Source organism: Mediterranea sp. ET5, from assembly GCF_023337025.1.
Classification (GTDB): domain Bacteria; phylum Bacteroidota; class Bacteroidia; order Bacteroidales; family Bacteroidaceae; genus Phocaeicola_A.
In genome coordinates this window covers 57139-75249 of the sequence record NZ_JAMBLN010000016.1, presented here as the reverse complement: position 1 = coordinate 75249, position 18111 = coordinate 57139, and the positions used below count along the sequence as shown (strand labels likewise).

Annotated in this window: 19 protein-coding genes; 2 read left to right on the top strand and 17 right to left on the bottom strand. The window is 61.2% G+C overall.

Annotated elements, in window-relative coordinates; genetic code table 11:
- The first annotated feature begins 19 nt into the window (after nt 1-19).
- Nucleotides 20-349, top strand: a complete 330-nt coding sequence (locus tag M3087_RS10410) for a hypothetical protein (RefSeq protein WP_022385016.1) — start codon at nt 20-22, stop codon at nt 347-349.
- A gap of 157 nt (nt 350-506) precedes the next feature.
- Nucleotides 507-1373: a DUF4373 domain-containing protein gene (locus tag M3087_RS10405; protein WP_249095547.1), complete on the top strand. Its 867-nt coding sequence runs from the start codon at nt 507-509 to the stop codon at nt 1371-1373.
- 89 nt (nt 1374-1462) lie between these two features.
- On the opposite strand, the gene tyrS is transcribed toward M3087_RS10405, so the two are convergent.
- From tyrS to M3087_RS10320, 17 genes are all read right to left on the bottom strand, one after another.
- Nucleotides 1463-2755: a tyrosine--tRNA ligase gene (gene tyrS / locus M3087_RS10400; RefSeq protein ID WP_106484079.1), complete on the bottom strand. Its 1293-nt coding sequence runs from the start codon at nt 2753-2755 to the stop codon at nt 1463-1465.
- A gap of 128 nt (nt 2756-2883) precedes the next feature.
- The gene (locus M3087_RS10395) at nt 2884-3645 is read right to left on the bottom strand and encodes a TatD family hydrolase (protein WP_249095545.1); all 762 of its coding nucleotides are present in this window, start codon (nt 3643-3645) and stop codon (nt 2884-2886) included.
- Nucleotides 3646-3678: 33 nt separating this feature from the next.
- Nucleotides 3679-3921 carry a membrane protein insertion efficiency factor YidD gene (gene yidD, locus M3087_RS10390; protein ID WP_022385020.1) on the bottom strand — a complete coding sequence of 81 codons (243 nt, stop codon included), beginning with the start codon at nt 3919-3921 and terminating at the stop codon, nt 3679-3681.
- A gap of 12 nt (nt 3922-3933) precedes the next feature.
- On the bottom strand, nt 3934-4347 hold the full coding sequence (locus M3087_RS10385) for a ribonuclease P protein component (protein WP_249095544.1): 414 nt from the start codon (nt 4345-4347) through the stop codon (nt 3934-3936).
- A 107-nt stretch (nt 4348-4454) separates the two neighbouring features.
- Nucleotides 4455-5198, bottom strand: coding sequence for a uroporphyrinogen-III synthase (locus tag M3087_RS10380; protein ID WP_022385022.1), 744 nt, complete (start codon nt 5196-5198; stop codon nt 4455-4457).
- A 15-nt stretch (nt 5199-5213) separates the two neighbouring features.
- The gene (locus M3087_RS10375; protein ID WP_249095542.1) at nt 5214-5993 is read right to left on the bottom strand and encodes a DUF4271 domain-containing protein; all 780 of its coding nucleotides are present in this window, start codon (nt 5991-5993) and stop codon (nt 5214-5216) included.
- On the bottom strand, nt 5990-6577 hold the full coding sequence (locus tag M3087_RS10370; RefSeq protein WP_249095539.1) for a TIGR00730 family Rossman fold protein: 588 nt from the start codon (nt 6575-6577) through the stop codon (nt 5990-5992). The genes M3087_RS10375 and M3087_RS10370 overlap by 4 nt, the downstream gene beginning before the upstream one ends.
- 99 nt (nt 6578-6676) lie before the next feature.
- Complete coding sequence (gene metK, locus M3087_RS10365; RefSeq protein ID WP_249095538.1) at nt 6677-7969, bottom strand: methionine adenosyltransferase; 1293 nt, start codon at nt 7967-7969, stop codon at nt 6677-6679.
- A gap of 263 nt (nt 7970-8232) precedes the next feature.
- Complete coding sequence (folK, locus tag M3087_RS10360) at nt 8233-8730, bottom strand: 2-amino-4-hydroxy-6-hydroxymethyldihydropteridine diphosphokinase (protein ID WP_249095534.1); 498 nt, start codon at nt 8728-8730, stop codon at nt 8233-8235.
- 12 nt (nt 8731-8742) lie between these two features.
- Complete coding sequence (gene queA, locus M3087_RS10355) at nt 8743-9795, bottom strand: tRNA preQ1(34) S-adenosylmethionine ribosyltransferase-isomerase QueA (protein WP_022385027.1); 1053 nt, start codon at nt 9793-9795, stop codon at nt 8743-8745.
- A 42-nt stretch (nt 9796-9837) separates the two neighbouring features.
- A complete protein-coding gene (gene truB, locus M3087_RS10350) occupies nt 9838-10545 on the bottom strand; it encodes a tRNA pseudouridine(55) synthase TruB (protein WP_249095532.1) in 708 nt (235 codons plus the stop codon).
- A gap of 9 nt (nt 10546-10554) precedes the next feature.
- Entirely contained in the window at nt 10555-11412 is an 858-nt protein-coding gene (locus tag M3087_RS10345) for an undecaprenyl-diphosphate phosphatase (RefSeq protein ID WP_022385029.1), read from the bottom strand.
- Nucleotides 11409-11657, bottom strand: a complete 249-nt coding sequence (locus M3087_RS10340; protein ID WP_249095529.1) for a DUF3098 domain-containing protein — start codon at nt 11655-11657, stop codon at nt 11409-11411. The genes M3087_RS10345 and M3087_RS10340 overlap by 4 nt, the downstream gene beginning before the upstream one ends.
- Nucleotides 11658-11659: 2 nt before the next feature.
- Nucleotides 11660-12532: a cell division protein FtsX gene (locus tag M3087_RS10335; protein ID WP_249095528.1), complete on the bottom strand. Its 873-nt coding sequence runs from the start codon at nt 12530-12532 to the stop codon at nt 11660-11662.
- A gap of 788 nt (nt 12533-13320) precedes the next feature.
- A complete protein-coding gene (locus tag M3087_RS10330) occupies nt 13321-14769 on the bottom strand; it encodes a pectate lyase (RefSeq protein WP_249095586.1) in 1449 nt (482 codons plus the stop codon).
- Between the two features lie 89 nt (nt 14770-14858).
- A complete protein-coding gene (locus tag M3087_RS10325; RefSeq protein ID WP_249095526.1) occupies nt 14859-16430 on the bottom strand; it encodes a pectate lyase in 1572 nt (523 codons plus the stop codon).
- Nucleotides 16431-16440: 10 nt separating this feature from the next.
- Nucleotides 16441-18090: a pectinesterase family protein gene (locus M3087_RS10320; RefSeq protein ID WP_249095525.1), complete on the bottom strand. Its 1650-nt coding sequence runs from the start codon at nt 18088-18090 to the stop codon at nt 16441-16443.
- Between the last annotated feature and the right edge of the window lie 21 nt (nt 18091-18111).

Below are 18111 nucleotides of genomic sequence, written 5' to 3'. Positions count from 1 at the left end.
AACAAAAACAAATTGCGATATGAACACGATGGAAGACACACCGTTGCAGACAGAGATGCGCCAATGCCCCTGCTGCCACCGTCAGCTGCCGCTGACCGAATTCTACGTCAATGCCCGCACGGGCAAACCGGACTCACGTTGCAAGGCCTGCCGCCGTCAGGCGAGCCGGATACAACGGGGCAAGTCTGCGCTCGGACCGCGCACGGAAACGTACCGGAGCTACCTGGTACTGACCGAAGTGGAAGACCGCGAACTGAGGATGACCCTCATCCGCCATGCCTTGCGCGTGGTGGCGGAGAGCGTCCGCCGACGCAGGGAGCGCGAAGCGGCAATGGAGGACAGCGAGTGAGGGCGCACGCCGGTGGGCCGCACACGGAAAGGCACAAGGCATGCCGGACGGGGATTCAATATTTGAAAACCACGTGACGTGCATGGCGCTTGCGCCTTTCTTTTTTACCCCGAACAAACAACAAATTTTACCATGAACAAACAACAAACCTTGAACTATGGCTAGAATCAAGAAACGGGGACTGGACTATTTCCCCCTGGACACAGACTTTATCACACACCGCACGGTGCGCCGCCTGATGAAACGCGAGGGCGACGGGGCGGTGGGCATCCTCGTGTGGCTCTTCTCGTGCATCTACGCGGACAAGGGCTACTACCTGGAGGTGGACGATGTCCTGCTGGAGGACATTGCCGCGGACTTCTACGGCTTCACGGACGAGGATGTACGGCGCGTGGTGGAGGCGGCGGTGGACTGCGGAATCTTCGACGCGGGACTGTACGAGCGACGCCACATCCTGACCTCGGCACACATCCAGCAGCAGTTCGCCTTCGTGAAGAAGAAGGCGCGCGAGTCGCTCATCGACCCCGACCTGTCGCTGCTGACCGACGGGGGCGAAGAGACGGAAGCCCCGAAGGAGGCGTCCGTGAAAACCGAACGAATGGCGGCAGTTTCACCCGCGGAAGGGGACATTTCGCCCGCCACAGCCCCCCATAGCATAGCAAAGAAAAGAACAGCAGAGCAGAGCAAAGAAAACCCCCTCCTGTTCCCCCTCGACGGGGAAACGGAAAGGGGGCCGGAGGAGGGACCTTCTGCTGCGCCTGGACGGACGGGCGGACGGAAGCTGTGGACGCCGGAGGCACTGGAGCGTCTGGTGCCGCCTGCCGACGGGGTGAAGCGCAACTTCCGCGGTCTGCTGGAGAACCTCAGGCAGTTCCGCATCCCGCCCGACGAGCAGTATGCCATCATCTGCCGGAGCAACTACGGTGCCATCGGGCACAGTGTGTGGCGCGGCTTCTGCGTCCTCCGGGAGAGCGGCGGGAAGATACGTCTGCCGGGGCGTTACCTGCTCAGCCTGAAGACCTGAGCCGTCGCCCGGAGCGTGGGCATAAAAAGCGGGGACCCCGTTGCGTCGCGCAACGAGATCCCCTGTCACAAGTCAAATATTGAATCAGATTATTCCACAATCAGAAGGAAGTAGTTCTTCTTCCCGCGCTGTACGATGAGGTACTTGTCAGCCACCAGGTCCTGGGTGGTCACTTCGCGGTCAAACTCCGTCAGCTTCTCCTTGTTCAAGGACACGCCTCCGCCCTGTACGAGCTTGCGCATCTCGCCCTTGGAGGCGAAGACGCCCGAGTGCTCGGCAAAGAGGTCGACTGCCTTCACGCCGCCGGCGAGCAGGTCGCGCGACACCTTGAACTGCGGCACACCCTCGAACACGGCGAGCAGTGTCGACTCGTCCAGCCGGTGCAGCGCCTCCGACGTGGCGTTGCCGAAGAGGATGCCCGATGCCTCCACCGCAGCCTCGTAGTCGGCTTCCGAGTGGACCATCACCGTCACTTCCTTCGCCAGACGCTTCTGCAGCACCCGCAGGTGGGGAGCGGCGGCATGCTCTGCCGTCAGTGCGTCGATTTCCTCGCGGCTCAGCGAGGTGAATATCTTGATGTAGCGGGCAGCGTCCTCGTCGCTCACGTTCAGCCAGAACTGGTAGAACTTGTAGGGCGACGTGTAGCGCGGGTCGAGCCAGATGTTGCCCGACTCCGTCTTGCCGAACTTGCCCCCGTCCGCCTTCGTGATGAGGGGGCAGGTCAGTGCGTATGCCTCACCGCCCGTGGTGCGGCGTATCAGCTCCGTGCCCGTGGTCATGTTGCCCCACTGGTCGGAACCGCCCATCTGGAGCTTGCAGTTCTTGTGGGTGTTGAGGTATAGGAAGTCGTAGCCTTGGATCAGCTGATAGGTGAACTCGGTGAACGAGAGCCCGTCGCGCGCCTCGCCGTTGAGACGTTTCTGCACGGAGTCCTTCGCCATCATGTAGTTCACGGTGATGCGTTTGCCCACCTCGCGTGCGAAGTCGAGGAAGGTGAAGTCTTTCATCCAGTCGTAGTTGTTGACCAGCTCGGCGCGGTTCGGCGCGTCCGACTCGAAGTCGAGGAACTTGGCGAGCTGCTTCTTGATACATTCCTGGTTGTGACGCAAGGTGTCCTCATCGAGCAGGTTACGTTCTGCCGACTTGCCCGAAGGGTCGCCGATCATGCCTGTGGCACCGCCCACCAGCGCCAGCGGCTTGTGTCCGCAACGCTGCAGGTGGCGGAGCATCATCACGCCGCACAGGTGACCGATGTGGAGCGAGTCTGCCGTCGGGTCAATGCCGAGGTAGGCAGTCACTTGTTCCTTTTCGAGCAGTTCTTCCGTGCCGGGCATCATGGTGTGCAACATCCCGCGCCATCTTAGTTCTTCTACAAAATTCATCGAATGATACTTTAGTGTGTTCGTTTATCTGTTAAAGTTTGTAACGTTGTGGGCAAATGTACGACTCTTTATCTAAAGGAGCAACAAAAAGACGTACTCTTTGCTCCGGGGCGTGCAGATTTCCACGTTCAGCGTGGGGCGTGCAGCCTCCGGTAGTTGTTTTCGAGCAGGCGGACGAGGACTTCGGGGTCCGTTCCGCGTGCCGTGGCGACGGCGGCAAGGATGTCCGCCAGCGGCTTCGGGCTCTCGTCGGTCTCCACGAACAGGCGTCCGTCGGGGGTGGCAAGCAGGGCTTCCGCCTGGAAATGTTCGCCGAAGGAGAGTGACAGTCCCTCGTCGAGCAACTGCCGTGCCACGCTGCGGTTTCCACGGAAGCCGTGCACGACCCACGTCTGCCGGGGACGGTGCTTCCGGTGGAGAAGGACCAGCTCGTTGTACGCCCTCACGCAGTGGATGATGAGCGGCTTCCCCGTCGCCTCGCTCAGGCGGATGTGCGCCTCGAAGGCTTCCGTCTGCCGGCGGAAGGCCCCGTCGCGTTCCCCGGCAGGCAGTCTCTTGAGCCACACCTTGTCGAGTCCGCACTCCCCGATGGCGACCACGCGGTCCTCGCCGGCAAGCCGTTCGACCCGGGGCATGCCCGTCCGCTCCCAGTCCCCGTCGGTGTGCCAGGGGTGTATGCCCACCGAGCAGCATTGGTGCTCCGGCAGTCCGCCTTCCGTCGTGGGGTCCACGGTGACGACCGCGCTCCCCGGCTGTTCCGGCAGGCGGTGGGTGTGGATGTCCGTCGGCACGGCTGCTTCAGCGGAAGGGCGTACCGTGCCCGTCGGCAGGGCGTCCGTGTGAAAAAAGGCGGACGGCAAGGGGGAGTCGGAAGGGAGGTGCGGATTCATCAGTCGGGTGCAAGGGGTTCAGCGGACGAATGTTCAGGGCACGGGGTCATAGCCCGAACCGCCCCAGGGATGGCAGCGGAGCAGACGGCGGACGGCAAGGTAGAGTCCCTTGAACGGGCCGTGCTTGCGGATGGCCTCGATGGCATACTGCGAGCACGTCGGGGTGAAACGGCACGTCGGGGGTGTCAGGGGAGAGATGCAGTTGCGGTAGAAGTAGATGGGGAGCAGGAGCAACTGGGTCAGCAGGCGGTTTATCAGGTGCAGTACTTTCCACATAGGCAGACGGTTTCAGGCGTCCAGACGTTCGGACAGGCGCTGGAGCAGGTTGACCACGCGGCGTTCGACCTCCTGCGTGGGACAAAGCTCATTGCCCAGCCAGATGAAGCCCATCACGAGATGGAGCTGCCGGCGCGTGACGGTGTCCAGCAGGATGTGCTTGTTCCGGCGGTATGCCTCGCGCACCTGACGCTTCACCCGGTTGCGCTTCACTGCGCGACGGAAACGCTTCTTCGGTACGCTGACCAGTATCGAGACCGGCACACGGACGTCGGCCTCCTCCACCGGCAGGTACACCAGCCGCAGGGGGAACGACACCAGCGACTTGCTCCCACCGGCGAACAGACGGTCGATGAGCAGCTGGCGGCAGAGGCGTTCAGCCTTGCCGAACGTACGGGGATGTGGGGTCGGTTGTGTAGGTTCCATAGCGTGACAGCGTAAAAAAGACAGTGGCTTCAGACCGCAAAGTTACACTTTCTCCGGTATAAAGCCACTGTCAGTGGTCCGTTATTTGCCGCGGACCGCGGATATTCTTATTTAAGTCCTTTCAGGAAGAGTTCCAGTGCTCCGGTCATGGACGGCGCTTCGGCCGTGGGAGCCTCGACGTCGAGCCGCAGTCCGGCATCGCGTGCCGCCTTCGCCGTCGCCGGTCCGAAGCAGCCGATGGCGATGTCGCCCTGCTGGAAGTCGGGGAAGTTCTTTTTCAGCGCAGCCACTCCGGCGGGAGTGAAGAAGATGAGCATGTCGTAGTCGAACTTCTCCTCCGGGGTGAAATCGTTGCTCACGGTGCGGTACATGACGGTCTCGGTGTGCTGGAGCTTCGCCTTGTCGAGGAGGGTCTTCGTCTCGTCGGTGTGGACGTCGGACATGGGGACGAGGTATTTCTCACCTTTGTGCTTGATCATTGAGGGCAGCAGGTCCTCGATTTTGCCCGTGGTGCCGAAGAACACCTTGCGCTTGCGGTACTGCACGTATTTCTGGATGTAGAGGGCGACCGACTCGGTGACGCAGAAATACTTCATGGTCTCCGGGATGGTGACACGCAACTCGCCGCACAGGTGGAAGAAGTGGTCAATGGCGTGGCGGGAGGTGAACACTACGGCAGTGTGGTCCAGGATGGACACCTTCTGCTGTCTGAACTCTTTAGCAGAAACGCTCTCAACTTTGATGAACGGGCGGAAGACTATCTCTACCCCATACTTGCTCGCAATATCGTAATATGGCGACTTATCGGAGCTGGGCTTCGGCTGCGATACTAGTATCTTTTTTATTTCCAAAGTATGAATCTTTTATTATAGCAAACTACTAATGGTGATTAATGTTCGGCCAAGCAGGAAACTAGGCAGAATTTCTAAGGCGCAAAAGTACACAATTAAATAGAAAGCACGGTAGTATTTTCCAAAAAAGATGCCTGCGCACTTACAAAACAGCAAGATTTTGCCCAAAACAAGTACAAAAGCGATAAAAAGCACCTTCTTCTCCGCGCCCAGGTCAAAGTAGACCACGAGCAGCAACAGCGGGAAAAGCAGCAACCCTTCGCCGACAAAGACCAGGAAATAGGAATCCAGCCACCGGCGGGACTTCTGTTTGTCAAAAAAAGTCCAATTGGCGAAGCTGTAGAGCGCGCACTTCAGCAGGTAGTATGCCAGGCAGGCGACGATGTAGAGCCCGAGCCACCGGATGGGGTGGGCATGCAGCGCCGTGGGCAGGCGTCCGCTGAGGTACTCGAACACGAGCAGTCCGAAGACCAGCCCGGTGTGGAGCAGGAGCAGGACGCGGTAACGGACGTCGGTGTTCGTCTCCTCGGCAAAGAGGCTGGAACGCTCGCGGGTGGAGAAGAAGTCCTTGACCTGCTGCCACAGGAAGTGCCTGCCGCGCGACAGGACGTAGGCGAGCATGCACATGCACAGCAGGATGACCGAGGTGATGCCGTCGTCGGTGCGCAGCTGGTAGGGCAAGGGCACACCGGGTCGGCCCGGAATCTCCGTCCGCTGGACCATCGTCGCCATGAGCGAGTCCTGCGGCTGGCAGTAGTGTACCTGAAGGCTGTCAACGGGGCATCGGGGGGTCATAGGGCAGCGAATTTACGGAGGTTCTTGTCCCAGAGAGGGGTGACGAGCAGCTGTTCGACGGCTTCGGCGGGGGTGGACGCCACGGTCCAGAGTCCGGCGTGCTGGGGGCGCATGAAGCGTTCGTCGACGGCACGGCGGAACATCGCCAGCAGGGGGTCGAAGTAGCCGCGGGTGTTGAGGATGACGACGGGCTTGTCGTAGAGCCCCAGCTGCTTCCAGGTGATGATTTCGAGCAGCTCCTCGAGGGTGCCGACGCCTCCGGGCAGGGCAACGGCGCCGTCGGAGAGTCGTGCCATGACCTCCTTGCGCTCGTGCATGTCCGCCGTCTCGATGAGTTCCGTCAGTCCCTTGTGGCACCAGCCCTGCTCGACCATGAAGCGGGGGATGACTCCGGTCACCTCGCCTCCCGCCTCCAGGGCGGCATCGGCACAGGCGGCCATCAGCCCCATCGAGCCGGCACCGTTCACGAGCCGGATGTGCCGGCGGGCGAGCAGCCTGCCCAGTTCGGCGGCGCACTCGGCATAGGCGGGGTCAATCTGTGTGCTGGATGCGCAGTAGACGCATACGCGGCGTAGGGTGTTCATGAGTCTGTGGGTTTTGTCGTTAGCATGAATGTCCGGACGCGGACGGCTCCGGCGGCTGTGTGCCTCCGTGCCGTCCGCGCCGGTATGAGTACGGGTGTGTCAGAGTCCGAAGGCCTCCTTCACGCGGTCCACGTAGTCGAGCTTCTCCCAGGTGAAGAGCTCCACGGTGATGTCCTTGTTCCCTTCGTAGCGGGAGTCGAAGTGCTTCGTCACCACCTGGGGTTCGCGTCCCATGTGTCCGTAGGCAGCCGTCTCCGAGTAGATGGGGTTGCGGAGCTTGAGGCGTTCCTCGATGGCCTTCGGACGGAGGTCGAAGAGGGCGTCAATCTTGCGGGCAATCTCCCCGTCGGTCAGGTTCACGTGGCTGCGTCCGTAGGTGTTCACGTAGATGTTGATGGGGCGTGCCACACCGATGGCGTAGGACACCTGGACGAGGATTTCGTCGGCGACGCCGGCAGCCACGAGGTTCTTGGCGATGTGCCGTGCGGCATAGGCTGCGCTGCGGTCCACCTTGCTGGGGTCCTTGCCGGAGAAGGCTCCTCCGCCGTGTGCGCCCTTGCCGCCGTAGGTGTCGACGATGATTTTGCGGCCGGTCAGTCCCGTGTCGCCATGAGGTCCGCCGATGACGAACTTGCCGGTGGGGTTCACGTGGTAAGTGATGTGGTCGTTGAAGAGGGCGAGCACGCTCTCGTTACGGATGCCGGCGATGACGCGGGGCATGAGGATGCCGATGACGTCGCGACGTATCTGTGCGAGCATCTCCTCGTCAGCCCGGAGCTGTGCCTCGGGGGAGTCGTCCGCGGGGCGGATGAAGTCGTCGTGCTGGGTCGACACCACGATGGTGTCGATGCGGACGGGGCGGTTGTCGTCGTCGTATTCGATGGTCACCTGGCTCTTGGCGTCGGGGCGCAGGTAGGTCATCTCCTTCCCCTCGCGCCGGATGTCGGCGAGGACCATCAGTATCTTGTGCGCCAGGTCGAGCGAGAGGGGCATGTAGTTCTCGGTCTCGTTGGTGGCATAGCCGAACATCATGCCCTGGTCACCGGCTCCCTGCTCCATGGGGTCCTGACGCTCCACGCCCCGGTTGATGTCGGGGCTTTGCTCGTGGATGGCGGAGAACACTCCGCAGGAATTGCCGTCGAACATGTATTCGCCTTTCGTATAGCCGATACGGTTGATTACTTCACGGGCGATGCGTTGCATGTCAACGTACGCCTTTGTCTTGATTTCACCCGCCAGCACCACCTGTCCGGTAGTCACCAGAGTTTCGCAAGCTACTTTCGAACCAGGGTCATAAGCCAATAGTTTGTCAAGCACAGCGTCGGAGATTTGGTCCGCCACTTTGTCGGGGTGTCCTTCAGACACCGATTCGGATGTAAACAGATATCCCATTTCTTTCGTTTAAAGGTTAGTTGGTTCATTGATTCACGGTGCGGCCCCTGCCGTACGGCAGTACCACATACACGGTCACAAAAGAATGGGGAAAGAGGAGTTGGGAAGGGAACTACGCACGCCGCCTGCCGGGAGGCGGTTTCTTTAGCATTTTTTTCTGTGGTTGCAAGCTGCCCAAATCTTTCCACATTGTTTTGTCGGGCGCAAAGGTAGGCATTTCCCGCCGAACGGCGTGCAGGTGTTCCTCTCTTTTTAAATTCTTTTTAGGGACGTCCCCTACCGCAGGGGGCGGTCGCCGCCTCTGCCCGGCGCAGCAGTTCCGCGATGGTGACGCCCAGCACGGGGTGTGTCACGGCGCCGGCAATCTCTGCCAGCGGACGGAGGACGAACAGACGGTCGGCGATGCCGGGGTGCGGCAGCGTCAGGGTGTCAGTCGTCAGGAGCCGGTCGCCGTAGAGCAGGATGTCGATGTCGATGGGGCGGTCGGAATAGACCCCGCCGACGCTCTTGCTGCGTCTGCCCAGCTCGCGCTCGATGGCCTGCGTGCGGACGAGCACTTCCCCGGGTGCCAGGTCGGTCTGCACAGCCAGAGCGGCGTTGAGGAAAGCATGTTCGGAGCGGAAGCCCCACGGGGCGGTCTCATAAAATGACGAAAGGGAAGTCACCTTCCCTATCCGTCGTGCTATCTCGTCCGTCGCCCGGCGCAGGTTCAGCTCCCGGTCGCCCAGGTTCGTGCCCAGGCCCAAGTAAACCGTCGTCATAGGCTCGTGTCGTCAGTCGAGAATCAACATGGCGTCGCCGTAGGTACCGAAGCGGTAGTCCTCCTGCAGGGCAACGTCGTAGGCGTGCATGATGAGGTCGTATCCGCCGTATGCCGACACGAGCATCAGCAGCGTGGAGTAAGGCATGTGGAAGTTCGACACCATGCTGTTGGCAACAGAGAACTCGTAGGGCGGGAAGATGAACTTGTTGGTCCATCCCTCGTACTCCTTCAGGTGGCCGTCCGTGCCCACGGCGGTCTCGATGGCGCGCATGACGGTCGTGCCCACGGCGCAGACGTTATGCCCTCCGTCCTTGGCGGCGTTGACCCGCTGCACGGCGTCCGCCTCGACGAACATCTGCTCGGAGTCCATCTTGTGCTTGGTGAGGTCCTCGACGTCGATGTCGCGGAAGTTGCCCAGTCCGGCGTGGAGGGTGATGAAGGCGAAGTCGATGCCCTTGATTTCCATGCGCTTCATCAGTTCCCGGCTGAAGTGCAGTCCGGCGGTGGGGGCGGTCACGGCACCCTCGTTGCGTGCGAAGATGGTCTGGAAGTTCTCTTCGTCCTCCGGCTCCACGGGCCGGTTGATGAACGAGGGCAAGGGGGGTTCTCCCAGGGCATAGAGCGCCTTCTTGAACTCGTCGTGCGGCCCGTCGTAGAGGAAGCGCAGGGTGCGTCCGCGCGACGTGGTGTTGTCGATGACCTCCGCCACCATGGAGTCGTCTTCGCCAAAGTAGAGCTTGTTGCCGATGCGTATCTTGCGGGCGGGGTCGACCAGCACGTCCCACAGACGCAGCTCCTCGTTGAGCTCGCGCAGCAGGAAGACCTCGATGCGTGCGCCGGTCTTCTCCTTGTTGCCGTAGAGACGGGCGGGGAAGACTTTCGTGTCGTTGAAGATAAATACGTCCTTATCATCGAAATAGTCCAGGATGTCCTTAAACATGCGATGCTCGATCTCTCCCGACTTCTTGTGGACGACCATCAGGCGCGATTCATCACGATGTTTCGCCGGGTGCAGAGCGATTTTCTCTTCCGGCAGCTTGAATTTAAATTGCGACAGTTTCATAATATCTTCGATGTTATTGTTATTTCTTTGTTCAGGGGGACGTCAGTCGTTCACCGACGGGGTGAGCTCCTGCGCGTCGACCCACGCCTCCACCTGGTCGAGCGCGAGGCAGTCCTCCAGGCGGACGTCGCCGACCCGGGTGCGCTCCAGCGCCGTGAGGTGTGCACCGCTGTGCAGGGCAATGCCGATGTCGCGCGCCAGTGCACGGATGTAGGTCCCCTTGCTGCACACCACCCGGATGCGGATGTCGGGCAGCTCGCAGGCGAGCAGCTCTATCTCGTCGATGACCAGCGTCTTGGGCTTCAGCTCCACCTCACGGCCCTTGCGGGCGAGGTCGTAGGCGCGCTTGCCGTCGACCTTGCAGGCGGAGAAGGCAGGGGGCACCTGCTCGATGCTGCCCACGAACTGTTTGAGGGTCTCCTCCACCAGCTCGCGGGTGATGTGGTCGGTGGGATAGGTGGCGTCAATCTCCTTTTCCAGGTCGAACGACGGGGTGGTCGCCCCCAGGCGGAGGGTAGCCACGTACTCCTTGGTGTGCGCCTGGAACTCCTCGATGCGCTTCGTCGCCCGTCCGGTGCAGAGTATCATCACACCGGTGGCGAGCGGGTCGAGCGTACCGGCATGGCCCACCTTGAGCTTCTTCACGCCCTGTTTGCGGCACACGAAGTAGCGTACCTTGTTGACTACGCCGAACGAGGTCCACCCGTAGGGCTTGTTGACACAGATGATGGCTCCGTCTTTGAAGTTCATAGGCAGGGTTTAAAGGGTGAGCGAATGGCCCGCGAGCAGCAGGATGAGAATCAGCGCGCCCACGATGATGCGGTACCAGCCGAAGGCCTTGAAGCCGTACTTGGTCACGAAGGCGATGAAGAACTTGATGGCGACCAGGGCGACGACGAACGCGACGGCGTTGCCGACCAGCAGGGCGGTCAGGTTCTCACGCAGCACGTCGGCGCCCCCTTCGTCGAGGAAGAGCTTCAGCATCTTGTAGGCGGTCGCGGCGAACATGGTCGGCACGGCGAGGAAGAAGGAGAACTCGGCGGCATCCTTGCGCGAGAGCTTCTGCGCCATGCCCCCGACGATGGTCGCCATGGAGCGCGACACGCCGGGTATCATCGCGATGCACTGGAAGAGCCCGATGCGGAACGCCTTCGCCTCCGTCAGCTCGGTCTTCCGTCCTGCCTCGTCGCGGAAGATGCGGTCGGTGAACAGCATGAAGATGCCGCCCAGGATGAGCATCACCGCCACCACGGTCACGCTCTCCAGCAGCTCGTCTATCTTGTCGCTGAAGAGGAAGCCGAAGATGGCCGCGGGGATGAAGGCGACCAGCAGTTTCCAGTAGAAGTCGAACTTGTGGAGGAACCGTCTCACGGGCGTACTGCCCGCAGGCACGGGCTTGGGGTTCAGGCGGAAGAACCGCTTCCAGTAGAGGCAGACCACCGAGAGGATGGCGCCGAACTGGATGATGACGGTGAACGCCTTGACAAAAGGCGTACTCTCCACGCCCAGCACGCCCTGGGTAATGATCATGTGTCCCGTGGACGAGACGGGAAGGAACTCGGTGAGTCCCTCCACGATGGCTATCACGATGGTTTCAAGGAGGGTCAGGTCGTTCATGCTTCCGGTCGGTTATCTTCAGTGTGTTTGGGACGGCGCACCACGGCGTAAATCATGAACACGAACCCCACGAAGCTCACAATGGGAGCCACCCGGACGCGGCGTACGCTGAAGATGTCGGGGTTGAACTGGGTCTCCGAGGAGCCCGGTCCCGCCATGAGGAGAAAGCCGATGATTACTACCGCCATCCCGATGAGGAGGAGGATGAAGTTTGTCTTGTCGAAAGCGAATGTTTGTCTATCCATGTTTACATATAATATAGGTCACCTGCGCTCAGGCGGAGGTACTTGTTTATCGAAATATAGGCGCACAGACAGGTGATGAGCACGCCGAAGAGGAGCGTCGACAGCATCACCCACAGCAGGATGTCGGTGGTGATGACGGCGAGCAGTCCCGGCTCATAGCTCACCAGGGTGTAGGCGGCAGCCACCAGCACGGCGTCCGCCAGGACGCCCGACGACAGCCCGACCCAGAAGTTGCGCCGCAGGAAGGGCCGTCGGATGAAGCCCCACCCCGCCCCCACGAGCTTCATGGTGTGGATGAGGAAGCGCTTGGAGTAGATGGTCAGGCGGACGGTGTTGTTGATGAGTGCGAACGAGATGAGCGTCAGCAGGGCGGCCACGGCGAGCAGCCCGATGCTGAGCTTGCTGATGTTCCGGTTCACGGAGTCCATGAGCCCCTGCCTGTAGTCGACGTCCGTCACCAGCTTGTCGGCAAGGATGCGCTCCTTGATCCACGCCACGCTGTCGGCATTGGCGTAGGCGGCATGCAGCTTCAGCTCGATGGACGGACTGAAGGGGTTGTAACCGAGGAACTCCACGGGGTCGCTGCCCATGGTCTCCACCTCCTCCTTCAGCGCCTCCTCCTTGGAGATGTAGGCGGACGCCTTGACGAACGCCTCACTGTCCAGCCGCTTCTGCAGGGCAAGGATGGCGGACTCGGGTGCGTCGTTGTTCAGCAGGACGGTGAAGTTCAGGTTCTCGCGCACGTACACGGACAGCCGGTGCGCCGACAACACGAGAAACAGCATCAACCCCAACAGTATCAGTACCATGGTCGTACTGATGCAGGCGGTGATGAACTGCATATCGAAAAGGCGTACCCGGTGTTTCGTGGACATAAAAGCGACTCTTTAGCTAAATTGGTGCAAAGTAACAAATTAATTGCCACACGGGCGCAACCGGTTAATAACATTTAAACAATCGGCAACGCTTCAATTGACAATTGACAATGGACAATGGACAATTAACCCTGCGGCGTGGACATGAACCCATCAGGCGATAATTGTCAATTGGCAATTGTCAATTGTCCATTGAAACGTCGTTTTTAACATCACAATTTCCCAATTTGCCGTTTTCAGCTAACGCGCATTTTCGCAAAATCGTCCCAATTAGAAAAACGCGCGTTAAATATTTTAAGATACGTCCGTCGGAATGCATCAAAATAAACCTATATTCACACAATTATACCCTTTCTAACGCAAAAAAGGCATCCGACGCACCTGTTTCCACGCTCGAAAGCACCTGTGATTGGCTTCGTACGGACGAACGACTACCGTCGTACCGACGTGTCCGCACCGTCGTAGTCGTTCGTCCGTACGAAAACACCCACCTGTCCCCATTTTTTAGAGCCCCAAAGGACACGATTCCCAATGTGTGACTTTGCGCCCATCCGTGTAAAAACACCGACAGAAGGAAACAAACGAGAAGAAAAACAAGACAGAAGGAAAGGAAAACAACCAAAACCACATCAATATGAAAAACACAAACCGCCCGAAAAGGCGCTCCCTGCCCACCAACTCGCAGTCGGATGCAAGGAAGCCCCTTCTCGGGCGATTCGTTTGACACTTTGACAAAACGTCAGCAGCCCCACGCCGCATGGCAATTGTCAATTGTCCATTGTCAATTGTCAATTGTCGGGGAACGTTCCCTCCACCAACCCGTTGAGGTAGACCTCCAGGTTCGTGTACGAAGGAGAGAGACGGTACGCCGCGCCGTCCGTGGCATCGGACGGGTTCAGTCCATGTGCCCTTTCCCAGTCGTCGGGCATGCCGTCGCCGTCGGTGTCCAGGGGTGCGTCCGTCTGACGGTAAGTCTCCCAGCCGCCCACGTCGGAGGGCTGGTCGATCATGCCCAGCGTGCTGCCGTGCGAACCCTCGTAGGTGTACGTCCCGGCGCGGACCTCCCCGACGATGCGCGTGTCCTGCTTGTCACGGTGGAGCGAGGCGCCGGCATGACGGAGCACGGACTCGTAGGCATCCCATGCCGGCTGCAGGGTGGTGTGCTCGGCAATGGTGAAGGGCTGCGACGCCAGCACCTCGGAGGCAGGGGCGAAGTCGTTCTTGATGACGAAGCCGGCGGCGTTGTCCTTGTTGAGCCGCATGATGGCCTTACGCTTCTTCTCGTCGAGTGCGGGGCAGGTCGGGTCCATGTAGTTGCCTGCCAGGTAGAACACGCCGTGCGTGCCCTTGACGTTCTCGTTCTTGCCGTCGTCCGCGTAGGCGGTGAAGAAACGCTTGTAGGACGACTTGGTGGCGGTGTAGGGTCCCGGCTTGTAGTAGTTGTTCAGGAAGTTGTACGAGCCTCCCTCGCCGGCATACGCGCCGTCGCTGCCGAAGTTGTAAATCACGTTGTTGAACAGCTCCACGCGCTCCTCCTCGGGCTTCCCGTTGAAGCGGCTTCCACAGAGGCGCGGGGTGCGGTTGGTGTGGTGCGCCAGCAGGTTGTGGTGGAACGTGGCAGGCGAGCCTCCCCAGATGCCGCCGTAGCCGTGTGCCCCCTTCTCGTGGATGGAGTGCACGAGGCTCTCGCTGATGAGGCACCACTGGAGGGTGAGGTTGCTGTTGTTGTAGAACGTGGCACACTCGTCGGTGCTCCAGCTCATGGAGCAGTGGTCGATGAGGATGCCGCGGTGCCCGTGGAAGCCGTTCATGGCATCGTCGCCCTTCTGGCGGATGTCCGCTCCCATGCGCGAGCGGATGAAGCGGATGATGACGTTGTCCGCGGAGATGCCCAGCGTGTAGTTCTTCAGGCAGATGCCGTCGCCGGGGGCGGTCTGTCCCGCGATGGTGAGGTCGCCGTTGTTGATCTTCAGCGGTTCCGTCAGTTCGATGATTCCGCTGACGGCAAAGACGATGGTGCGCGGTCCCTTCTTACGGACAGCCCAGCGCAGGGTGCCCTCCGAACCGTCGTCCTTGAGCGAGGTGACGGTGTAGACGGCTCCTCCTGCCCCGCCGGTGACATACTTGCCGGCTCCGTCGGCACCCGGGAAGGCGGGCACCGTGGAACGGTCCGGCGTCGGATAATTCGCTTGTTGCTGTGCCTGCACGGGCAGCAGCGTGAAGGCTCCTGCCAGCATCAGGACAGTCATACTCATGGTTCGTAGTCGCATAGTCTTTCTGTTTTTCAATCGTCCGTTCTTCATTGTCAATTGTCAATTGTCAATTGTCAATTGCCGTAGAGGTTCTCCACCAGTCCGTTATAGTAAACCTCCAGGTTGGTGTACTCCTTGCTCAGGTTGTAGGCGGCGCTGTCGTCCCGGTCGGGGTCGAGCCCGTGCGCCCGTTCCCAGGCATCCGGCATGCCGTCGCCGTCGGTGTCCTTCAGCGTCGTTCCGGCATAGGCGGGCCAACCGCCCACGTCCTGCTCGTTGTCGATGATGCCGTAGTTGCTGCCGTTGCTGCCCGGAGCGGTGAAGTCGCCCCGACGGACGTTCTCCACGATGCGGGCATCCACGGCGTCGCGCTTCAGCGAGGCGCCTGCCAGCCGGAGCACCGACTCGTAGGCGTCCGCAGCGGACTGGGTGAAGGCGGCGGCATCGGTTGAAACGGCAAACTCCTTGGCTGCCAGGAGGGCGTCCACGCCTCCCGACGGCAAAGGTACACCATTCCCCGTGTTCGGCTGCAAGCCTTCGCGGTTATTTTTGTTGACAGCCTCGAGCAGTGGCTTCCAGGCGGAAGGGAGGGACGGACAGGAGTCGTCGAAGAAATTCCCCGACAGGTGGAACGTGCCCCACATGCCGCGCGGGTTCTTCTGCTTGCCGTCGTCGCCGTTGGGCGAGAAGATGCGGTTCACGATGCCCTTCTTCGTGGCGGTGGAGGGTCCCGGCTTGTAGTAGTTGTTCACGAAATTAAAACTTCCGCCTTCGCCGGCATAGCCTCCGTTGGTGGGTCCCCAGTTGTAGAACACGTTGTTGCGCAGGTCCGCCTTCTCCTCGCCGGGGTTGCCCAGCGTGCGGCTGCCGTTCAGGCGCGGGGTGCGGCTGCTGTGGTGTGCCATCAGGTTGTGGTGGAAGGTGGCAGGCGCGCCTCCCCAGATGCCGCCGTAGCCGTGCGCCCCCTTGTCATGGAGCGAACGGGCGAGGCTCTCTGCGAGGATGCACCACTGCATGGTGAAGTTGCGGTTGTCGTAGAAGGAGGCACACTCGTCGGTGCTCCAGCTCATGGAGCAGTGGTCGATGAGGATATCCCGGTGTCCCTTGCCCCAGATGGCGTCGGCGCCGTCCGCCTCGGTCCCTTGCAGCCTGTCCGCCCCCATGCGGAAGCGCAGGAAGCGGATGATGACATTGTCGGCGGCAAGCATCACGGGGTGGTAGCGCAGGCAGATGCCGTCGCCCGGGGCGGTCTGTCCGGCAATGGTCAGGTCGCCGTTGCGTATCACCAGTTCGCTCGTGAGGTCGATGGTGCCGCTCACGGCAAAGACGATGGTGCGCGGTCCGCTCTGTGCGATGGCGTGGCGGAGCGTCCCCACGGAGTTATCGTCCTTGAGCGAGGTGACGACGTAGACCTTCCCTTCCGCCCCGCCCTTGACGTAGCGGCCCGCCCCGTGTGCACCGGGGAAGGCGGCTATGTGCGAGCGGTCGGGCTTCGGGTAGGTGGGCAGTCCGGGGGTGTCCGGCGTGTCGGTGCCGCCGGGGTTCTCCGGTTGGGGCTTATCGGACGGCTGGGGGTCGTCGCCCGAGCAGGCGGTGCCCCCCGCAAGGAGGGCGCCGCACAGGAGTGTCAGTATCAGTCGGTTCATGTTCATGGCTTCAGTCGCTCAGGTTTCCATACTTGTTGGCTGCACGGACGGTGTAGGTGCCGTCGGCCGAGGGCACGGTGTAGGTCGTCTCCGTGGTCTGTCCCAGCAGGACGCCGTCGCGGAAGACGAGGTAGCACACCGCCCGGTTCAGCCCGTCCCAGGTGAGGGTCGTCCCGTCGAGGGCGACGTGTGCGGGGGCAGGCAGATGCTTGTCGGTATAGTACGAGCGGGGGTCCCATCCGTCGTCGGCGGTGATGATGGCGTCGTAGGTGTATTTGGCGGCATCGGCTGCATCGAGGACGATGTTGCCCGGGTAGGGCACTTGCTTGCCACCGACGGCAAAGGTCGTCTTGCGCCGGCTGGTGTCAACCGGATTCCCTTCGGCATCGGTCGTACCGTACTCGCCGTAGACCTTGGGCAGGGCGCCCATGTCCATCCAGCCGGCAGGGTCCAGGGAGACCTTGCAGCGGGTGTCAATCCACACGGCGACGGGCTCCTGCTGCCAGGGGCGTCCGAAGAAGGTCGTCCCGTTCGCCGAGGGCAGTCCGTCGACGGTGCATCCGCGCATGATGTGTCCCCACGCCGTGCCGGGGAAGTGGGCTCCGGCGGTCATCACGTTGCCGCTCGTGCCGACGTTGAAGAAGGTGCTCCGTTCCACCAGCAGGTTGCCGTTGCCGTAGAGGTAGTCGGTCTTTCCCTCAATCCAGCAGCTGTCGGCGTAGTTACGGTTGTTCAGCCCCCTCCACTTGTCGCTCTGGTTGTTGCGCACCCACCAGGTGTCCTGATAGGAGACCATGCGGCAGTTGTAGAGCGAGATGCGGTCGGCGCGTGTCATGAGTGCATCCGCCTGTCCGTTGGCCGCGCGTCCGCCATAGACGTCGGCACGTGCGCCGTAGAGGTTGACGAACGAGAGGTTCTCGGCATGGAAGTCGCTCGCCAGCACGAGGCAGACGGCTTCGTTGGCAGAGGTCAGTCCGGTCGTTGCCTGGTAGTCGGGGTTGTATGCCGACCATTCCCAGCCCTCGGGCTTCGGCGTGGCAGGGTCCTTCCACTGCACGCGGTTCAGGAGGAACTGGATGCGTGTGCCCTCGCGCGACTGCCCGATGAGGTGTACGTAGGGCTTGTTCGCCGGGATGGTGATGCACTCGTTGTACGTCCCGTCCGCCACGAAGATGAGGTAGGGCTGCGTGGCGTTCGCGGGAGCCTGGTCGATGGCTGCCTGCACGCTGGTGTAGTCGCCGTGCCCGTTGGCGTCGACGATGGCGTCAAAGGGGTGCGCCTCCACGCGTACGGGGAGGTTCAGGTCCAGTCCGCTGAATGCCTGCGCTCCGTCCATGTCGGTCAGTGCGCCCTCGGGGATGAGCAGGCGGATGTGGTCAGCCAGCGGCAGGCTGTAGTGTGCGCGCACCACGTTGTCGGTGATGATGACGCGCACCGGCGTGCCGTTGAGGGTGATGTCCGTGTTCGGAGCCTGACGGACGGGCTTCGAGAAGGTCAGTTCGATGACGCCCTCCGTGGGGATGTTGTCATCTTCGTGCGGTGTGTATGACAGCAGGGTGAGTGCCGTGCCGTCCACCGCCTTGTCGTCCTTGCACGCCAGCGCCAGCACGCAGAGCAGCACCACGGCAAGGTTCTTTCCGATGGTTATGATTTGGTTCATGGATGAATGAATTGTTCGGTT